Origin of the sequence: Shewanella sp. GutDb-MelDb (assembly GCF_002836075.1) — a bacterium.
In the GTDB taxonomy this organism is placed as follows: domain Bacteria; phylum Pseudomonadota; class Gammaproteobacteria; order Enterobacterales; family Shewanellaceae; genus Shewanella.
The window spans coordinates 1-19,514 of the sequence record NZ_PJBM01000222.1 but is presented as its reverse complement, the minus strand read 5'-3'; the positions used below and the strand labels follow the sequence as shown (position 1 = coordinate 19,514).

17 protein-coding genes are annotated in these 19,514 nt (G+C 41.9%); 13 read left to right on the top strand and 4 right to left on the bottom strand.

Annotated features, from left to right (window positions below):
- The first annotated feature begins 6 nt into the window (after positions 1–6).
- From ileS to CXF82_RS10720, 10 genes are all read left to right on the top strand, one after another.
- A complete protein-coding gene (gene ileS / locus CXF82_RS10765; protein ID WP_101090438.1) occupies positions 7–2,829 on the top strand; it encodes an isoleucine--tRNA ligase in 2,823 nt (940 codons plus the stop codon).
- Positions 2,830–2,842: 13 nt separating this feature from the next.
- Positions 2,843–3,355, top strand: coding sequence for a signal peptidase II (lspA, locus tag CXF82_RS10760; protein ID WP_101090437.1), 513 nt, complete (start codon positions 2,843–2,845; stop codon positions 3,353–3,355).
- A 14-nt stretch (positions 3,356–3,369) separates the two neighbouring features.
- A complete protein-coding gene (fkpB, locus tag CXF82_RS10755) occupies positions 3,370–3,783 on the top strand; it encodes an FKBP-type peptidyl-prolyl cis-trans isomerase (protein ID WP_374702369.1) in 414 nt (137 codons plus the stop codon).
- Positions 3,784–3,785: 2 nt separating this feature from the next.
- Complete coding sequence (gene ispH, locus CXF82_RS10750; RefSeq protein ID WP_101090435.1) at positions 3,786–4,715, top strand: 4-hydroxy-3-methylbut-2-enyl diphosphate reductase; 930 nt, start codon at positions 3,786–3,788, stop codon at positions 4,713–4,715.
- A gap of 229 nt (positions 4,716–4,944) precedes the next feature.
- Entirely contained in the window at positions 4,945–5,466 is a 522-nt protein-coding gene (pilV, locus tag CXF82_RS10745; protein WP_102044188.1) for a type IV pilus modification protein PilV, read from the top strand.
- A gap of 10 nt (positions 5,467–5,476) precedes the next feature.
- The gene (locus tag CXF82_RS10740) at positions 5,477–6,433 is read left to right on the top strand and encodes a PilW family protein (protein ID WP_101090433.1); all 957 of its coding nucleotides are present in this window, start codon (positions 5,477–5,479) and stop codon (positions 6,431–6,433) included.
- A 12-nt stretch (positions 6,434–6,445) separates the two neighbouring features.
- The gene (locus tag CXF82_RS10735; RefSeq protein ID WP_101090543.1) at positions 6,446–6,880 is read left to right on the top strand and encodes a PilX N-terminal domain-containing pilus assembly protein; all 435 of its coding nucleotides are present in this window, start codon (positions 6,446–6,448) and stop codon (positions 6,878–6,880) included.
- Positions 6,881–6,951: 71 nt separating this feature from the next.
- Positions 6,952–10,467, top strand: coding sequence for a pilus assembly protein (locus tag CXF82_RS10730; protein WP_102044187.1), 3,516 nt, complete (start codon positions 6,952–6,954; stop codon positions 10,465–10,467).
- 4 nt (positions 10,468–10,471) lie between these two features.
- Positions 10,472–10,885, top strand: coding sequence for a type IV pilin protein (locus CXF82_RS10725; protein ID WP_101090431.1), 414 nt, complete (start codon positions 10,472–10,474; stop codon positions 10,883–10,885).
- A complete protein-coding gene (locus CXF82_RS10720; RefSeq protein WP_101090430.1) occupies positions 10,882–11,187 on the top strand; it encodes a TapY2 family type IVa secretion system protein in 306 nt (101 codons plus the stop codon). Before CXF82_RS10725 ends, CXF82_RS10720 begins: the two co-directional genes overlap by 4 nt.
- A 7-nt stretch (positions 11,188–11,194) precedes the next feature.
- Here CXF82_RS10720 and CXF82_RS10715 read toward each other — a convergent pair whose 3' ends face one another.
- Together CXF82_RS10715 and CXF82_RS10710 are read right to left on the bottom strand one after the other, a co-directional pair.
- On the bottom strand, positions 11,195–11,671 hold the full coding sequence (locus CXF82_RS10715; RefSeq protein WP_101090429.1) for a GspH/FimT family pseudopilin: 477 nt from the start codon (positions 11,669–11,671) through the stop codon (positions 11,195–11,197).
- A gap of 130 nt (positions 11,672–11,801) precedes the next feature.
- Positions 11,802–12,317 (bottom strand): GspH/FimT family pseudopilin, encoded by a 516-nt coding sequence (locus tag CXF82_RS10710; protein ID WP_101090428.1) that lies wholly within the window; start codon positions 12,315–12,317, stop codon positions 11,802–11,804.
- Positions 12,318–12,562: 245 nt separating this feature from the next.
- Here CXF82_RS10710 and CXF82_RS10705 point away from each other — a divergent pair, with 245 nt between their 5' ends.
- A complete protein-coding gene (locus CXF82_RS10705; protein ID WP_101090427.1) occupies positions 12,563–12,901 on the top strand; it encodes a P-II family nitrogen regulator in 339 nt (112 codons plus the stop codon).
- Positions 12,902–12,957: 56 nt separating this feature from the next.
- Here the strand turns inward: CXF82_RS10705 and CXF82_RS10700 are convergent, their stop codons facing one another.
- The gene (locus CXF82_RS10700) at positions 12,958–13,974 is read right to left on the bottom strand and encodes a LacI family DNA-binding transcriptional regulator (protein WP_102044186.1); all 1,017 of its coding nucleotides are present in this window, start codon (positions 13,972–13,974) and stop codon (positions 12,958–12,960) included.
- A 423-nt stretch (positions 13,975–14,397) separates the two neighbouring features.
- Here CXF82_RS10700 and CXF82_RS10695 point away from each other — a divergent pair, with 423 nt between their 5' ends.
- Both CXF82_RS10695 and CXF82_RS10690 read left to right on the top strand, forming a co-directional pair.
- On the top strand, positions 14,398–17,022 hold the full coding sequence (locus CXF82_RS10695) for a TonB-dependent receptor (protein WP_102038294.1): 2,625 nt from the start codon (positions 14,398–14,400) through the stop codon (positions 17,020–17,022).
- Positions 17,023–17,184: 162 nt separating this feature from the next.
- Entirely contained in the window at positions 17,185–18,711 is a 1,527-nt protein-coding gene (locus CXF82_RS10690) for a tryptophan halogenase family protein (RefSeq protein WP_102044185.1), read from the top strand.
- 62 nt (positions 18,712–18,773) lie between these two features.
- Here CXF82_RS10690 and CXF82_RS10685 read toward each other — a convergent pair whose 3' ends face one another.
- Entirely contained in the window at positions 18,774–19,496 is a 723-nt protein-coding gene (locus tag CXF82_RS10685) for a SapC family protein (protein WP_102038292.1), read from the bottom strand.
- Between the last annotated feature and the right edge of the window lie 18 nt (positions 19,497–19,514).

Below are 19,514 nucleotides of genomic sequence, written 5' to 3'. Positions count from 1 at the left end.
GGGTTAATGAGCGACTATAAATCTACTTTGAATTTGCCGGAAACTGAGTTTCCGATGCGTGGTAACTTGGCTAATCGTGAGCCAGAGATGTTAAAATCCTGGACCGAGAAAGGACTGTATCAACAGATCCGTGAGAGCCGTAAAGAGAGCAAGCCGTTTATTTTGCATGATGGTCCTCCATATGCAAACGGTGATATTCATATTGGTCACTCAGTTAATAAAATTCTTAAAGATATTATTATCAAGTCAAAGACCATGTCTGGTTTTGATGCGCCATACATTCCTGGATGGGATTGTCATGGTCTACCTATTGAGCTCAAAGTAGAGCAAAAAGTCGGTAAGCCTGGCCACAAAGTTACGGCGGCAGAGTTTCGTCAAAAATGCCGTGAATATGCGGCTAAGCAAGTTGATGGCCAACGTGATGATTTTATCCGTTTAGGTGTATTTGCTGATTGGCAAAACCCTTACCTAACTATGGATTTCGGCACTGAAGCAAACATTGTCCGCTCACTATCAAAAGTGATTGAGAGCGGACACTTGCACAAAGGTGTCAAGCCTGTGCATTGGTGTACTGATTGTGGTTCTGCTCTGGCTGAAGCTGAAGTTGAATATGAAGACAAGATGTCTCCGGCAATCGATGTGGCTTTTTCAGTTGTTGATAAGGGCGCTTTACTCACTAAGTTTGGTGTTACTGAATATCCACATAACATCTCTATGGTTATCTGGACGACAACGCCTTGGACTCTGCCTGCTAACCGCGCATTGGCTGTTGCTGGCAATATCGAATACTCTTTGGTTGAGATGGTAAAAGACGGCCAAACTCAAGCACTGGTATTAGCGGAAGACTTAGTTGAGTCATGTGTTGAACGATTTGGTGCTGAGTCGCATAAAGTGCTGGCGAACGTACTCGGTTCTGAACTTGAGCTATTACGCTTTAATCACCCATTTTATGCTTTTGATGTGCCAGTTATCTTAGCGGATCACGTTACTGTCGATTCAGGTACGGGTATTGTTCATACTGCACCAGGCCATGGCCAAGACGATTTCATTGTTGGCCAAAAGTATGGTTTAGAAGTTGCTAACCCAGTGGGTGACAATGGTGTTTATAAAGCTGACACCGAGATTTTTGCAGGACAACACGTCTTCAAAGCGAACAAGAGCGTCGTCACGTTATTGGAAGAGAAAGGCGCATTGCTTAATCATATTGCGATTAATCATAGCTACCCACATTGCTGGCGTCATAAAACACCGATTATCTTCCGCGCGACTCCGCAGTGGTTTATCTCAATGGATCAAAAAGGGCTGCGTCAACAAGCCTTGGGTGAAATCGAGAAAACACAGTGGATCCCTGATTGGGGCCAAAGCCGCATAGAGAAGATGGTCGAGAACCGTCCAGATTGGTGTATCTCACGCCAACGTACCTGGGGGGTACCAATTGCCTTATTCGTACACCGCGAAACAGATGAACTTCATCCTGATAGCGTCTCACTAATGGAAAGAGTGGCTAACCGTATCGAGCAAGAAGGTATTCAAGCTTGGTGGGATTTAGATGCTTCTGAACTTCTAGGTGATGAAGCTGACCAATACCGCAAAGTGACAGATACGTTAGACGTATGGTTTGACTCAGGCTCAACATTCTCATCTGTTGTAGCAGCGCGTCCAGAGTTTAATGGCCATGAAGTTGACCTTTATTTAGAAGGTAGCGACCAGCATCGTGGTTGGTTCATGTCATCATTAATGATCTCTACTGCGATGAATGGCAAAGCGCCTTATAAGCAAGTGCTGACTCATGGTTTTGCTGTTGATGGCAAAGGTCGTAAGATGTCTAAATCGGTTGGTAACGTGATTGCTCCACAGCATGTCACCAACAAGCTAGGCGCTGACATACTTCGTTTATGGATAGCTGCAACCGATTATAGCGGTGAAATGACCGTTTCTGACGAAATCCTCAAGCGCAGTGCTGATGCTTATCGTCGTATTCGTAACACTGCTCGTTTCCTATTGGCTAACATCAATGGCTTTAATCCAGAAAAAGATATGGTCGCCGTTGAAGACATGGTTGCTTTAGATCGTTGGGTTGTTCGCCGTGCCGCTGCATTACAACAGGAACTGATTGAAGCTTACGACGAATATAACTTCCATTCAGTGACTCAAAAGCTGATGCAGTTCTGCTCTGTTGAGCTAGGTAGCTTCTACCTTGATATTATTAAAGACAGACAGTACACGGCTAAAGATGACAGTAATGCTCGTCGCAGTTGTCAATCCGCACTGTACCTTATCTCTGAGGCTATGGTGCGCTGGATGGCACCTATCTTGAGCTTCACTGCTGATGAGATTTGGAAACTACTTCCAGGTGAACGTAGTGAATTCGTATTTACAGAAATGTGGTATGAAGGCCTGACGTCTGTGACGCTTGATTCCGATCTGAACGATGAATACTGGGACCAATTGCTAGCAGTTCGCGCTGAAGTGAATAAAGTGATTGAAAGCGCTCGTCGTGAAAAGTTAATTGGTGGATCGTTGGAAGCTGAAATTACGCTATACGCTGATGAAGCATTGTCTACCGTACTTAACACTTTGGGTGATGAATTACGCTTCGTGTTATTGACCTCTAAGACTGATGTAGTGGCACTTTCTCAAGCACCTGCGGATGCTATTGACACTGAGCTTGCGACTCTGAAGCTAGGGCTGAAAAAGTCTGAAGCTGAGAAGTGTGAGCGTTGCTGGCATCATAGAGAAGATGTTGGCCAAGTCGTTGAACATCCAACGCTTTGTACGCGTTGTGTGACCAATATCGAAGGTGAAGGCGAAACTCGCCAGTTTGCATAATAAAGGATCTGTAATGCCCACTTCTTGGAAAGACAGTGGCCTACGTTGGTATTGGATAGTTGTGTTAGTGTTACTTGCTGACCAACTGTCTAAACAGTGGGTTTTGTCCAGCTTTGAGCTGTATGAATCGGTAAAGTTATTACCGATATTTAACTTTACCTATGTGCGTAATTACGGCGCGGCATTTAGTTTTCTAAGTGATGCAGGGGGTTGGCAACGTTGGTTGTTCACTTTCGTCGCGGTTGGTTTTAGTGTGTTACTTTCTGTTTGGTTGCGTCAGCAACCAAGCAAAATGTGGCGTTTAAATCTGGCTTACACATTAGTGATCGGCGGAGCACTAGGTAATTTAATTGATCGGTTGCAACATGGTTTTGTGGTCGATTTCTTAGATTTCTATTGGAACAGTAGTCATTTTCCAGCATTTAATATTGCTGATTCTGCCATCTGCGTCGGTGCCGGACTCATCATTTTGGATTCTTTTGTTTCCGGTAAAGATGTCAAAAACTCAGCTGATATAAAGGGGTAATCTAAGTGTCAGATATGCATTCAATTTTGTGTCACATGAACATAGTACTTGAAGATGGATCGACAGCTGAAAGTACCAAGGCGGCAGGAAAACCTGCTCGCTTTAATATTGGTGATGAAAGCTTAAGCCCAGCGTTTGAAGCCGAAATTAGCAATTTATCAGTGGGTGATAGCCATAGCTTTACTTTGCAGCCAGCTGATACCTTCGGCGTGTCTAACCCTGATGCCGTACACCATATGGATAAGAGCCGTTTCCCTGCTGATATGAAGCTTGAAGCGGGTGTTATTGTGAGTTTTGGCGGCCCAGGTGGTAGCGAAATACCTGGCATGGTACGAGATGTTGTTGGTGACTCTGTCACTGTCGACTTGAATCATCCATTGGCGGGTCAAGTGCTAACATTTGAACTTGAAGTGGTACAGGTACTGTAATTATGAAAATTCTTTTAGCAAATCCTCGCGGTTTCTGCGCTGGTGTTGATCGTGCAATTAGTATTGTTGAACGGGCATTAGAGCTTTTTTCCCCACCTATCTATGTGCGACATGAAGTTGTTCATAACCGTTATGTGGTGCAAAACCTTAAAGATCGTGGTGCCGTGTTTGTTGAAGAGTTAGATCAAGTGCCGGATAACAGCATTGTTATCTTTAGCGCTCATGGCGTATCGCAAGCGGTTCGTGCTGAAGCCAAAACTCGTGGTCTTAAGGTGTTTGATGCGACGTGCCCACTGGTTACCAAGGTTCATTTGCAGGTGACTCGTGCGAGCCGTAAAGGCATTGAATGTATTCTTATTGGTCACGCTGGTCACCCAGAAGTCGAAGGCACTATGGGTCAATATGATAACCCAGAGGGCGGAGTTCATTTAGTTGAGTCTCCAGCAGATGTGGCTAAGCTTGAAGTCAAAAATCCTGATAACTTGTGCTTTGTGACTCAAACAACATTATCAGTGGATGATACTGCGGATGTGATAGCTTCTTTGCAGAAGAAGTACCCTGGGATAGAAGGCCCACGCAAAGATGATATTTGTTATGCAACGCAAAATCGTCAGGATGCTGTACGTAATGTTGCTGCAGAGGTCGAGCTGTTTATTGTGGTAGGTTCTAAAAACAGCTCTAACTCAAATCGTTTGCGTGAATTGGCGCAAAAGAAAGGGACTAACTCCTATTTAGTTGATAATGCAGATGATGTGGACCCCAATTGGTTTAATGGTGTTCAACGTGTTGCTGTAACCGCTGGAGCATCTGCACCAGAAGTGTTAGTTAAGCAAGTTGTTGATGCTATCGCGGATATGGCGCCAAGCGTTATTACCGAAGTCGAAGGCCGGTTGGAAGATACCGTATTTGCTGTCCCCGCCGAGTTACGCTAAAGCGAACATCGCACTGATTAAAAAGAGGCCTTAGGCCTCTTTTTTTATGCTTATAATTCAGACACATCAATGACCTTTACGTTTAAATTAACAACCAGACCAAAGCTAACATTCGACTAAACTACCATTAACCTGTATGCTGATTTACTCTTCCTAAGTTACAGATTTAAAACACTAAAAACATAAATTTAACGTCAATAATATGACTAAAGCAAAGGAATTGACAGTAATGAAAAACCAACAAAAGGGTCTTTCTTTAATTGAAGTGATGGTCTCTTTAGTTATTTTAGTTGTTGGTCTAATTGGTATTTTTAATCTCCACATTATTGCGAAACGCGGCAGTTTCGAATCTTTTCAGCAAACCCAAGCTACTTACCTTGCTAACGATATTATTAATAGAATGAAACTGAATAGGAGTCAGCTATCAAGTTATGCTGATACTTATACTGGGGCGAAGACTGCCGTTAAGTCGTGCCAAATCAATATTTGTACTACTGCAGAGACGCTCCTTTGGGATCAGTACCAATGGGATCAATCTTTAATCGGCGCTGCTGAGCAGGTAGGAGGGCAGAATGTGGGTGGATTAGATTCCCCTATAGCCTGTATTACCGAAAGTGCTGGGGTTGTTTCTGTCGTTATCGCATGGCGAGGGATCCGTGAAATGAGCGCATCGTCAATAGCGGAAACCGATTGTGGGTCCACCTTAGGGAAAAGACGCAGAGTATTTGCATTAAGTACAATGATTTTGTAAGGCGGTGAAGATGATGAATAGTAAAGGGATGTCGTTAGTTGAGTTGATGGTTGCCATGGTGATCGGGCTGTTTTTAACGGCAGGTCTATTTTCTATGTTTCTTATGTCAGCAACAAATGTCACCACGACCAGCCAATTTAATCAGTTACAAGAAAATGGCCGTATTGCCTTGACTTTGATGGGGCGAGATTTAAGCCAATTGGGGTTCATGGGCGATATTACCGGTACTGATTTCATTATAGGGACCAACACAACCATTGATGCAACAGCTGTTATTGGTACCAGCGGAGACTGCATTGGAGCTGGGCTGAATAATGCCACATTCCCCATTGATATAGCGGCGCATTTTAGACGGTTATGGGGTTATGAAAACGGCGTTGGTTCCGATAGCTTAGCGTGCTTGTCAAATGTAAATGACAAAACAGATGTGATTCAAATGAAGCGTTTATTGGGACCATCAGTCGCTGCCGGCACCACCGATGCCTTTTATATCGAAGCCAATGCTAATCAAGCTATTTTTTTTAAGGCGGCAACCGCTGAAACACTAGATAACAGCCGTATTTGGGAGTACCAACATCATATTTACTATATTGGTGACGATGCCGATGGTGTTCCTATTTTGCGCAGAAAGAGCTTATCTTCAACGGGGATGGGCAATGATGAACAGCTTGTTGAGGGCATCGAAAATATGCGAGTGATGTATGGCTTTGATAGTAATGGCGACAGCACTGCTGATAGGTATCTTGCCGCCAAAGATGTGACCTCTTTGATGTGGGATAACGAGCTTTTTCAACGGTTAGTTGCACTTAGAGTCCATCTTCTTGTTAGATCCACGGAAGCTGACAATAGTTACACTAACGAGACGACTTATACATTAGGCGATAAAACGATTGGTCCGCTAAATGATCACTTTAGACGAAAAGTGTTATCGACAACGATTGTTCTTGAAAACCCTGTACTGATTTAGTGAGGCCTGATGATGAAAAAACAAAATGGAATGGTGCTTTTTCTGTCTCTGATAATACTCCTTATTATGACCGTTATTGGTGTGGCTTTGGCGAGCAACTCAAATATGTCGATGAAAATGGCTGGTGCAGGTTCAGAAAGAATAGAGGCAAACATTATTGCTAATGGCGCCCTAGATAAGGTCATTGATGATAATAAAGGAACTAACTTCGCTAATATGGTTGCCGAAACTCCCAGCAATGTGATGGGGGAATCTCAATCAATGTTGCCGTTACCTGATAACGGCACCGTTCAGGATGTGAGCTGTCAGCGCAGTGGTAATGCTAGCTCGGCTAACTTAATCAGTTGCCGCAGAATTGAAATATCAAGTAGCGCCAGTTTCGGCAAGAATGATATCGGCAATCTGACCGTAGTTGCGGGTGTAGAGCAAGAAGTGTTAAAGATTTAATAAGAAGTAGTGTCGCCAAAATATAATGGCGAGAAACGAAACTACAAATTAAGTATATCTGGGAGCTCATTATGATATTCAAACGTGCCGCTTTTTCGGCGTTGTTCGCGATGGTTACTTTCTCAGGGGCGTCTTATGGCGATGATACTGAGCTTTATGTAACCGATTACTCTATTGGTAACGGTAATACAGCGAAGGTTTTGATTATCTTTGATAACTCAGGAAGTATGAAAACAATAGAAGAGGATGCGCCTGGCGCCTATGACTCTGAAACTACTTATGAGGCGATAAGCTCTGCTCACTCCTATCAAGATGACATGGTCTATTTTACTAAAGGGGTCGGCATTGATAATGCGGGTATTGATATACCGCTGAGCCCTTCGGATTCTCGTCGCTTTATAGAAGAGATCAATGGCTGTAATCAAAGTAAACCTTTATTAAAAGAGTATGGGCGTTTCACTGGCTTTGTTGGCGAGTATCTAGTTAAAGGGCAGACTGGGACTTGGGGAGATCTTAGAGATAATAGTGGCGCTAATTATGACACCATTGATTGTTATGAAGATATTATTGAAAGTGACACCGCTAACGGATTAAATAAAGATGGAAATAGCCATCCAACTGGTTATCCAATTGACGGTGTTAAAAATGGTAAAATACCCGTTCCTTATACCTCAAATAAAGACTCAAGTGCGACACAACTGGGTAAAGGTGAAGTTGTTACCTTATACACCGCCAATTACCTTAGATGGCACGCTGCGGCTGTTGCTGGGGTGCTTCCTACCACTCCACAATCCAGATTAGACATTGCTAAAGATGCGATAGAAAATGTTATTAACACCACTTCATCTGTCGATTTTGGATTGGCACTTTTTAACATGAACTATCCATCTGAGGGTTATAGAGATGGTGGGCGTATAGTCTCCGGCATACAAACCATGACACCTTCTGCAAAGAAAGACCTACTGGATACCATCGGTGGCACCAATGCTGAAACCAATACACCATTGTGCGAGACTTTATTTGAAGCCTACAATTACTTTGCGGGAAACAAAGTTGATTTTGGCAAAAAAGATAACGACTACAGCAATTGGTATGATGGCAATAAACCGCCTCGCGATAAAACGATAGAGACAGGTGACAACTATGAATCACCTTTTAAAGTTTGTCCTGATGTTGCTTACGTTATCTACATTACCGATGGTGTACCAAGTCAAGATAGTTATGCAAATGATGATGTGATTGCATTAGGACGAAGTGGTGTTAAGGAGCAAGCTGAAGACAAAACAGTTGCACCAGACTACAGTTCATTTTCTGAAAACTTATCAAGCAGGAGTTATCTCCCAGCCCTAGCCAGCTATCTTTATCATAATGATTTGGTTATATCGCCAGAAACCTTGGCTGATGGCAGCAAGACTGAGCATATGCAAACGGTCAGAACCTTTACTATCGGCTTTAGTAAAGGGGCTGAGGACGCAGCCCCATTGTTGGCTGAAACAGCGAAAAGAGGCGGCGGTGACTATTTTGCTGCTACCAGCGGTTTGTCGTTGCAAAAAGCACTCAGCGATGCGCTATTAACGATTATGAAAACCAATGCAAGTTTTACCTCGCCTAGTATCGCCAGTAATAACTTTGATAGAACACAAACGTTCGACTCTGCATATTACGCGATGTTTTTACCTGGCACAGGCCCACGCTGGACTGGCAACTTAAAAAAGCTGAAAGTGACTTCTCAAGGGGTGCTTGTTGATAAAAATGGCGACGTTGCTATTGGCGAACAAGGCAATATTAAGGATACCTCTTGTACTTTCTGGAGTGCATGCTCAGGGAAAACAGATGGTAATAGTGTTACTGAAGGCGGAGTTTTGGAAAAGCTGAAGGCTATGACACCATCAAATGGTGTTAGCTTACGGACTATTTACACCAACACGGCTAGCCCGTTTGCTCAGTTAAAAGATGTTGCCGCTTCGACACTTTCACCGCTAATGAATATTGATGATGTTGATGTACCTAAAACGGTAAAGTGGTTATACGGCTATGATGTCGATCTTGATAATGGCGGCTCAGAAAATGATTATCGTGCAGATATTATGGGTGACCCGCTGCACTCAAAACCACTAGCATTAAACTTTGGTGATAAAAATAGTCCCGATGTACGGATTATGTTAGGGACGAATCAGGGGTTAGTGCATATGTTTAAGGACTATGACAGTAATGGCTCAAATGAGGTTACAGAGTCTTGGGCATTTATGCCTAAAGCACTGCTTTCAAACGTAGGTACACTTCAGAAGAACGTCTCAGGAGCTCATACTGTTTATGGAATGGATGCATCTCCGGTCGCCTACACTGAGCTTGATTCTACGGGCAAAGTAGAAAAAGCCTATGTTTATATGGGAATGAGAAGGGGCGGAAGTTCTTACTATGCTTTGAATGTGAGTAAGCCTGACTCACCTAGTTTAATGTGGACAATTACATCCAGCACTTCAGGTTTTTCTGAACTAGGTCAGAGCTGGTCTGATCCTGTTGTGACAACTATCCCAGGCCACGAAGGTCCAGTACTTATTATCGGCGGTGGTTACGACACTCGTTATGATACAGACGTTATTCCGTCAGATCCTCAAGGTAAAGCGATATATATTGTCAATGCAGTGAGCGGAGCGTTGATTCATTCGTTTAGTAACAGTGGGACAAATGGAACCGAGGTATCTGGTTTCTCTGATAGTTTCCCCAACTCTGTCGCAATTTTAGATAGTAATAATGATGGTAAAACAGATAGAATTTATGCCACAGATGTGGGCGGAAATGTATGGCGACTAGACTTAGCTGGCACCGATAAAACTAAATGGTCCGCTTTTAAATTTGCAAACCTCGGTGGTACGGGAACAAACGATAGACGCTTCTTCGCTGAAGTGGCTGTTGCTCAAACCGTGTTTAGTAATATCGCTCAGGTTACTGCTAATGGCACCGTTTCGACCAGTTATCAAAATATTCCCTATGATGCCGTTGTTGTCGGTAGTGGCAAGCGACCAAGCCCAACCAGCAAAGACGTAACTGATATGTTTTTTGTCCTACAAGACCGAAATGTGGTGACAAAGAGCTTTGCATCTACTGATACACCAGCGGCGATAACACTTGCCAGCTTATACGATGTAACAACAGCTGCACCAGTAACCGAATCAGATAATATTAGTTTTGGTAAAAAAATAGGCTGGATGTATAACTTTACTGGAGTTGGAGAGAAGAGTTTAACGGCAGCCTTGATCATTGATGGCAAAGTTTACTTTACCTCCTTTGTGCCAGCTATCAACTCTGTCTCTGAATTAGTTTGTACTGCATCAGGACAAGGGCGTTTGTATGTATTCGACCTGCACAAAGGAACTCGAACATACTCAAACACCTACTATGAGTTAGGTGAGAGGGTTCCTGATACTCCACAAATAGTAATACCCGTACCAGAATCTGGTGAAGACCCATATATCTACATTATCGGTATAGGTAAAGGAGAAAAAGTGGGTGATGATTATTCTGGGACGATCAATGTAGGCTCTGGTCTTGGCGTAAATAAAATCTATTACCACATAAATGAGTAACAGAATGAATGATTTAAGAAAGCTAGACCAACACGTAATCCATGGGTTTACTCTAATAGAACTCATGATTGTTGTCGCAATTATTGGTATTTTAGCGGCGATAGCGTATCCGTCTTATACCGATTATGTGACTAAAGCAGGCCGTTCTGACGGCGTGACGGCAGTATTGAATATCTCTAATTTACAGGAGCAGTACTACTTAGATAATAGGGCCTACACCACAGATTTAACTAAGTTGGGTCTCTCTGCTTCATATGTGACGGAAAATGGACACTACAGCGTGGCTTCAACGGGTGGTGATAGTTTTACGATTACAGCATCTGCTGAAGGGGCACAGAAAAGCAGAGATTCAACTTGTCAGACAATTACTTTGACCGATATAGGGGTTAAAGGACCAAGTGCGGAGTGTTGGAAATGAAGATCATTAACTTATGCTTACTGGCGATACTATTGCCTAGTTTTTCATGGGCGGCAACATTGCCAAGAACTGAAAAAATGGACTATAAGTGCTTTATTAAATCATCAGCGGGTAACAAAGTTTTATTTTATAACTGGCCGATAAAAGAGTTTGAATTGAAGATGGCCAGTTTGCCGAGTAAACAATATTCAGACAAAAAAGGACGTAAAGTCTTTATCCAAGATGTAGAAGAGTGCGTCGCGATAAACGATGCTTTTGCGTCTAAAAAGGCGCAAAAACAAGATGAATTAACAGTCCGGTAAATATTGATTAGTCGGGAATATTAACTCTGCCAGATACAGCTAGTATTAATGACTTACAATTTGAACTTGTTGCCCCACCGGGACAGTAAGTCATGGTGCCTGACGTGGAAGCTAATCCATCGGGACTAAAAACAATAGAGTTTGACGCAAAGGTTAACGTGTCTTGAGAGTTAAACTCATTAATGACTTTGAGTGATTCATTTGAGCCCGCATTATCATATAGGACTGTAATGCCCTTTATCCATTTAGTGCCGCAAGTATTCAAGTCGGTGCCCAGTGGGCAAACAGTAACATCTAAACCGTAACTAATTGCCTGATTTCTAGCAAAAGCGAATGTTTGTTGCAGTTTTCGAACTTCACTGTCACTGCGCATAGCTTCATACATAGAGGTTAATGAGGGCATTGCGATTGTAATTAGTATTGCCGCGATGGCGATGGTAACCATTAGCTCTACCAGTGTGAATCCTTTTATCTTTGTTACCATGACTATTTCCTGTCAAATCTTCAGGTTCAGTATAAGTAACTTTACACTAATTTTTAGCAAATTAGCGCTTAATATAATCGCCATTTTTTTGGCTATTATTGATTTTTTGGCATCTAAGGAAAAGACTCATTTACTGCGAACAATCGATATCATTACGTGAAGAAAAGCGGGCTCTACCTGAACGGTTTATAACGATGGCTTTTGCGTATGAGCTTCGTGTGGAATCGGGGCAATATTTTAAAGTGCCATTAGAACCCGCAGCAAGTCCATCGGGTTGAAATTTAATTGATACTCTGTTGAAAACGATCGTGTCTCGTGGGTTAAACGGGCCCAGTAAGTAAACTAATCTATCATTACCATCGATAATGTTAGATTGGCCTGTATCGGTAAATATACTAATGTTTTCATGCCAATTAGCTGAGCAGCGTTGATGCTCTATTGGGCAAACGGTTACCCTTATCCCGTATGTAATAGCGTGGTTCCTTGCAAGTTGAATAGATTGTTGAATCTTTCGAATATTAGTATCTGCTCTAATGTAAGCATATAGAGCGGTAAATGACGGTACCGCAATGGCTATTAAAGTAGCACTGACGGCTAATGTGACCATAAGCTCGATTAACGTAAAGCCATGCTTCTTTTTAATCATGTTGTATCTTCCCTGAACAAGCTATATCGCATCCTGCGACTAGATAGCTTTTGAATAACTTTAGGCAGTATAGTGATCGTGTTAGCTCAACCTAGGTTGATTTTTTAGATTGTTCCGTTATAAGAAGACAGCATTCATTTTTAAAGTCGGCACAAAATCACTTTAGACTACAGAGTTTTGTGGCTGCATGTTAAGCTAGATAGTTACTAAATTAGTTAATTCAGCAGGTTGTTAGGAGTTTTACGATGAAAAAGGTCGAAGCTATTATTAAACCATTTAAGTTAGATGATGTACGTGAGTCACTTGCTGAGATTGGAATTAATGGAATGACGGTGTCTGAGGTTAAAGGCTTTGGACGTCAAAAAGGTCATACTGAGCTGTATCGCGGCGCGGAGTATATGGTCGATTTTTTACCTAAAGTAAAAATTGAACTGGTTATTCAAGATGAACAACTCGATCAAGCGATTGACGTTATTGTTGATACTGCTCGTACGGGAAAAATCGGTGATGGTAAGATTTTTGTGACTGATGTTGAAAGAGTCATTCGTATACGTACAGGCGAAGAAAACGAAGAAGCGGTATAACAATATTACTGTCCTTTCACATGATTTAGCGAGCAAGTCATGCGAAAAGACGGCGATTACTTTTTAGGCGAGGTTGAAGAATCTCTAATCACTGGCTCTGGCACAAATACTCTCGATTGATCTGACGCTTGAGCGCGACGCTTGGCGATTAATAACTCAGTAGCGATATGTGCAATTTTTTCGTTGGGCTGATGCACTGTGGTCAGTTTAGGCCAGGTTTGACGTGAAAAAGGACTATCCTCAAAGCCGACAATCGAAATGTCTGCTGGTATATCAACTCCCTCAAGTCGTGCTGCAAACAATGCCCCTGCGGCAATTTCATCGTTACAAGCGACGATAGCGGTAGGTCTTTTTGACTGCCTTAATAGCTTTTTAGCGCCTTCGACCCCCGATTCAAACGAATATTGTCCATCAATGATGAAGTTATTATTAATCGCAATATTATTGTTGCTTAGTGCTTGCTTAAAACCGGCTAAACGCTCTTTAGTCGATTCATGTTGTTCATCACCACTTAAGAATGCGATCTGTTTATGACCGAGATCGATTAAATGTTGTGTGATAGATATCGCGCCAGATTTATCATCCACCAGCACTGCTAGGCCATTATTATCTTCAAGCTTTTCACCTGCAATGATGCGTACATAACTGGCATCTATTTTATCAAGTGCGGCCAATATTACCGGATCCTCTGATAAAGGAGGAGTGAGGACTAAACCCGATAACCTATTGTGCTTAACCAGCTTTATTAGTTCATCGCAAATATCTGCAGACTTTGAGTCACAAGGGTGGATCAACAGCTCATAGCCAAGATCTTTACATGCAGACAAAATACCATTTTGCATATCAATAATATAGTAGGCGTTAGGATTGTCATAAACAAAACCAATAACGTAAGAGCTTGTTCCTGCTAGGCTTCTTGCCGCAAGGTTGGGTTGATAATTTAATGCTTGAATGGCTTCATTAACTTTATCTATCGTTGCTTGCTTTACCGAAGGCTCGTTATTGGTGACACGAGAGACGGTTTTTATCGATACGCCAGCGTGTTTAGCGACATCATTAATAGTGACTTTCATAAAGCTGATTTCTCGTTAATAAGAGAGCATGGCAATCATATCTTGTAGATAACATACCGCTAACATTTGAAGGTGTGGCGACAATATTTGTTATCGAATTTAGCCGTATAGTGCGAACTTTTGAAGTAATTAGCAATCATCAGCGACTATTTTTTGCATCTATTACCCATATATAAAAAAACATCACAGCTAAAATTGAATCTCGCACCCAGTATAACTGATTGTATTTAAAGATTAATGATGTTTTGCATTCTACTCACATGTTGTTTTTTATAAATATAATCGACGCGATGGTTATTTTGTTGTGGCGTCGCTGTTAAATATTGTGTAATGTTTGCTCTAGTCATGACAGCGTTGTCATTCCGGTTGGGGAATGGTTATGGATATAAAAATAAATATAATAAGTTATGGAAGGGAAACGAGATGCGACCATCTACTTTTAAGAAAAATGTACTAGCTACAAACATTGCGCTACTCCTCGGAAGCGCAGTATCTATGTCTGCCATGGCAGCTGATGCTGATGCAACTGTCGCAGCAGATGAAAATATCGAAAAAATTGAAGTACGTGGTATGCGTGCATCAATGAAAGCGTCAATTAACGCAAAAAGATTTTCAGATTCAGTTGTTGATGCGGTAACTGCTGAAGATATCGGTAAGTTCCCAGACGGTGATGTTGGTGAGTCACTGGCTCGTATTCCTGGTGTTGCTGTAAACCGTCAGTTTGGACAAGGCCAGCAAGTTTCAATTCGTGGCGCTTCTAGCCAGTTGACACGCACATTGCTTAACGGACATTCAGTTGCCTCTACGGGTTGGTATGACCAACAAGCTATTGACCGTAGTTTCAACTATTCACTTCTACCACCAGAAATGGTCGGTGCAATTGAAGTATACAAGTCTTCTCAAGCTGATATCGCAGAAGGCGGTATCGGTGGTACGGTAATTGTTAAAACCCGTAAGCCGTTAGATCTTGATTCCAATTCAATTTTCATCAGCGCTAAAGCCGACTACGGCACTATTTCTGAAGAGACAGATCCAGAACTTTCTGGCTTATATAGCTGGAAAAATGAAAATGAGAGCTTTGGTTTCTTAGTCTCTGCAGCAGCGTCAGAAACATCTTATCAGCGCAATGGTATCGAATCTCTCGTCGGTTGGGGTGATATTGTTCCAACAACTTTTGAGCAAGATAGAGAACGTACAGCTATCAATGGTGCATTCCAATACCGCCCAACAGACAATTTGGAGTTTGGCTTAAATATCATGACGCTTGATATGAAAGCGAATAATGCAAATACATCGTTGTTTACTATGTTCCCTAGCATCGTAGATGGCGATAATCGTAAAGATGAAATTTGTGAGCAGAAAAATTCATCAGGCACCTGTACCTTCTACCGTCGTGATGGTTTGGCCGCGAATCCTGGTTGGGCGCAGACTTGGGCCCGTAAAGCGAGCATGGATTCAAACACATATGATTTGGATTTCAAGTACGATGCTGACAGCTATACGTTAGAAGGCCGTGTCGGTAACACCAAGTCTGAAGGTGGTACTGAGATGACATCAAATTATGGTGGTTGGATTGGTGACGTATCTGATTTTGTTGGTACATACGATGCTACTGGCGATGTGATTAATATTGATATCGCAAATAAATCATTTGGCGCTGAAGACTTTAAAGGCCAACTGGCACCAGCGGGTTGGTCTTTAAAGAAACAGCCTAATTCAGATGAAGAAACATACGCACAATTTGATGTTACTGTTCCTGTAGACCTTGGTGCTATTACTTCATTCAAGACGGGTGTGCGGTGGACTGACCACGATGTAAAGCAGGAAACATTCCCTGGGATAGTGAATGCTGATGTTGCAGCAAAAGATGCATCTGAGTATTACTCAGGTACCGTGTCATCAGGTGCCGGTTTTACACTGCCTAAGCCAAATTTAGATGCAATGCTTAAAGATGCGAATGCGGCAATCTCTGGATTTGATAAAGACAACACCGTTTATAAGTCAGGTTACGGTACGATTAGCGAAGAGAACTTAGCATTATACTTAATGGCTAATTTTGAAGCTGACGGGATCCGCGGTAACTTTGGTCTACGTTATATCTCTACTGATGCAACCTCTGATTACTATAACCTCCAATCAGACGGTTCTTACGCAGATGGTTTAAGCACTCTGGAATCAAGTTATAGCGATGTACTTCCAAGTGTTAACGTCGCATTTGACGTTGCACCAGATGTAATTATTCGTACCTCTGCTTCACAGGTTATTTCTCGTCCTAACTATGGTGATATGTTTGCCTCATCCGCTTTAGCTGGTTATAAAGACGGCACTGCGGGCAACGAAGTTGTGAACACAGGTAATATAGCACTAGAACCTTTTAAAGCGACTCAAGCCGACTTAGGTGTCGAGTGGTACTTCAGCCCAGACGGTATTGTTGCGGCAACTTACTTTATTAAAGATATCAGTTCATTCGTCACCTCAAACCAAATTCTTAACCAGAGCATTGGTATTGTTGACCCAGATTCTGGTGTAGATAGCTGGACCAAGTCAACCAAGAAAAACGGTACTGGTGGCCAAATCCAAGGTGTTGAACTTCAGCTTCAAGATTCATTTGAAAATGGTTTAGGCTATTCAGCTAACTATACGTTTGCAGATTCTGATGCTCCGGCTGACAATTACCCTGATCAAGTGAGTGTCTTCTCTGACTCTTCTAAGCACACCGTAAACTTAGTGGGTTATTATGAGATGGAAGACTTCTCTGCTCGAGTTGCTTATAACTGGCGTAGTGAATACATGATCCGTGAGCTACCAGGTTTCTACGGCAACCGTGAACACCAAGATTATGGAACCGTCGATTTGAGTGCTAACTACAATATTACTGATTACTTATCAGTGACGTTTGAAGTGGTTAACTTGCTTGAAGAAGACAGTGTTCAACTTGGTGTCGCACCAGATGCTGCTGAAGTTAAACCAGAGCTTAAAAACGGTTACCCAGCATGGAGCTTTGAAGGCGAAGCTCGTTATAAGGTTGGTGTAGCGCTACGTTTCTAAATATAAATTACATTTAATAAAAGCCCAGCATTAGCTGGGTTTTTTGTTAGAGAATATGCATGATGAATAGAAGCGAATTCATCCCAATAATCTGTGTTATTTGAAAGTCAGATTGCAGACATTATTGTTTGATTTAGCCGCTAATTAATATGGAGACATCTTATGGATATTAAAACAATCGCCATTGTTGGCGGCGGAACGGCAGGCTGGCTTGCTGCAAATCATTTAGGCAAAGCAGCACTTAGTAATGAACATCTCTCAGTTACGCTTATCGAGTCGCCCGATATTCCTACCATAGGGGTCGGAGAGGGCACTGTTCCTGCTATACGCCAGTCATTACAGAGTTTTGGGATCAGTGAAACGGAGTTTATTCGTTGTTGTGATGTGACGTTTAAGCAATCAATAAAATTCGCTAATTGGCAGGATAAAGTAAAACATCCTGAGAATAACTTTTATCATCATCTATTCGATATGCCAGGTCCTGTTACTGAAGGTTTAACCCGTTTATGGTTGTCAAGAAAGACCGGAACATACGCAGAGGCTGTTTCTCCACAACATGCTGTCTGTGAAGCCTATAAAAGCCCTAAGACAATCAGTGATGCAGAATATAAAGGGCACTTAGGTTACGCTTATCATTTAAACGCAGCTAAGTTTGCTAAGTTACTTGGCGTTAATGCAAAAGCCAATTTTAATGTCAAACATATCAGTGCAAATGTAAACGATGTGATTATGGGGACTGAGGGAGAAATTAAATCACTAGTGACCGATACCGCGGGCACTCTCGAATTTGATTTTTATATCGACTGTAGTGGTTTTGCCTCTCTGTTGATTGATAAAGCATTGCATGTGCCGTTTATCAGTAAAGCAGATCAGCTATTTGTCGATAAGGCTATCGCGGTTCAAGTGCCCACTGATGCTGACTCTGTTATTCCACCTTTTACCGTTGCAACCGCTCATCAAGCCGGATGGATCTGGGACATAGCTTTAAGTCACCGAAGGGGCGTGGGCTTTGTCTACTCGACAAAGTACATGGATGATGCCACGGCACTTGTAAAGCTAGATAAGTATCTAGGTGGCAAGCTCGCAGAATATCAACATCGCACCTTGCCAATGACCGTGGGCTATAGAGAGCGCTCTTGGGAAAAAAATTGCGTTGCTCTTGGTTTAGCACAAGGTTTTCTAGAACCCTTAGAGGCCACCTCTATTCTATTAACTGATTTTGCAGCGGGTTTTTTAGCGAATAGATTTCCTGCATCAGCAACCCAGTTGACGGCAGTGAGAGACCGGTTTAATCATGTGATGGGGTATGCATGGGAACGCGTCGTTGATTTTATTAAGCTGCATTATTGTTTGTCCGATCGCAGCGACTCGCAATTTTGGATCGATAATCGTGATCCAAAAACCATGTCTGTAGAACTAATCAAACGTCTATCACTATGGCAAGATTTTGCTCCCAATCGTGAAGATTTCTTTAGTAAGTTCGAAGTTTTTGATTTAGAAAACTATTTATATGTTTTGTTCGGAATGAATAAAACACCCGACTGCAAGATTTCGCTACCTGATGAATTAGCTCATATTGAGAAGCAGGGCCAAAGATTAGAGGAAGTAACTAGGCAATTGGTTAAAGAGCTACCCAATCACAGAGAACTACTTGAGAAAATTAAACAATACGGATTGCAGAAGCTTTAGCTTTTAAGCCGCGAGTCGCAGTGAATGTTAAGCTTTCACTGCGACAGAGACGCGATATAAAATTATTGACTCTTATCGTACTGGTTTTGTTTTTCTATTAGTCTAGGAAGCTGTTGCAAAGAGATGATATGAGCATAGATGAGTGATAGAAGCCCTTTGTTTTTCAAAACTAAAAACTCTTCATCGCTTAAATTATTAAGCAGTTTCTCATCAACGATATAAACACCATCAATATTAATGACTTGCTCATTTTTTAATAATTTAACGCTAAGTTGCTTAGGTGTGAGTAGCGCTTTCGACGCTAAAAACTGGCAAATATTGGCCGTTTGTTGGCTATATGATGCTATATCTAAAAGGGCTTGAGTTCGGGATTTTAGATATTCAGATTGCTCTTTATTGTCATTGAAAAGTCTATGACCACTATTGTCCACAATCAGCTTGTTATCTTCATCAATACAAACCATCACATCTTCACTTTGTTCATTGGTTTTTACCAATGACAAAGGGGCATTATTAAAACCTAATGGTCGTATAACAGGCAGCCAATTATCTTGCTGACAATACAAGTTAACACCGTTTTTAATCCCCATTAGTGCGACTGGAATAAACTGCCCAGTTTCAGTATTTTTTACAAAAACTAGCGGAAACTCTGATGCTAAATGATGAAACTCATGGAATACCACTGGAATAAGGTGTTGATCTGCAAATCTTCGGTAATCTGTTGATTCGGTAATCTTAATCTGAAGGTGTTTGTCTGAGTTTAATGGGGCAATACTTTTACTCATTGTTTATTAATCCTTTTC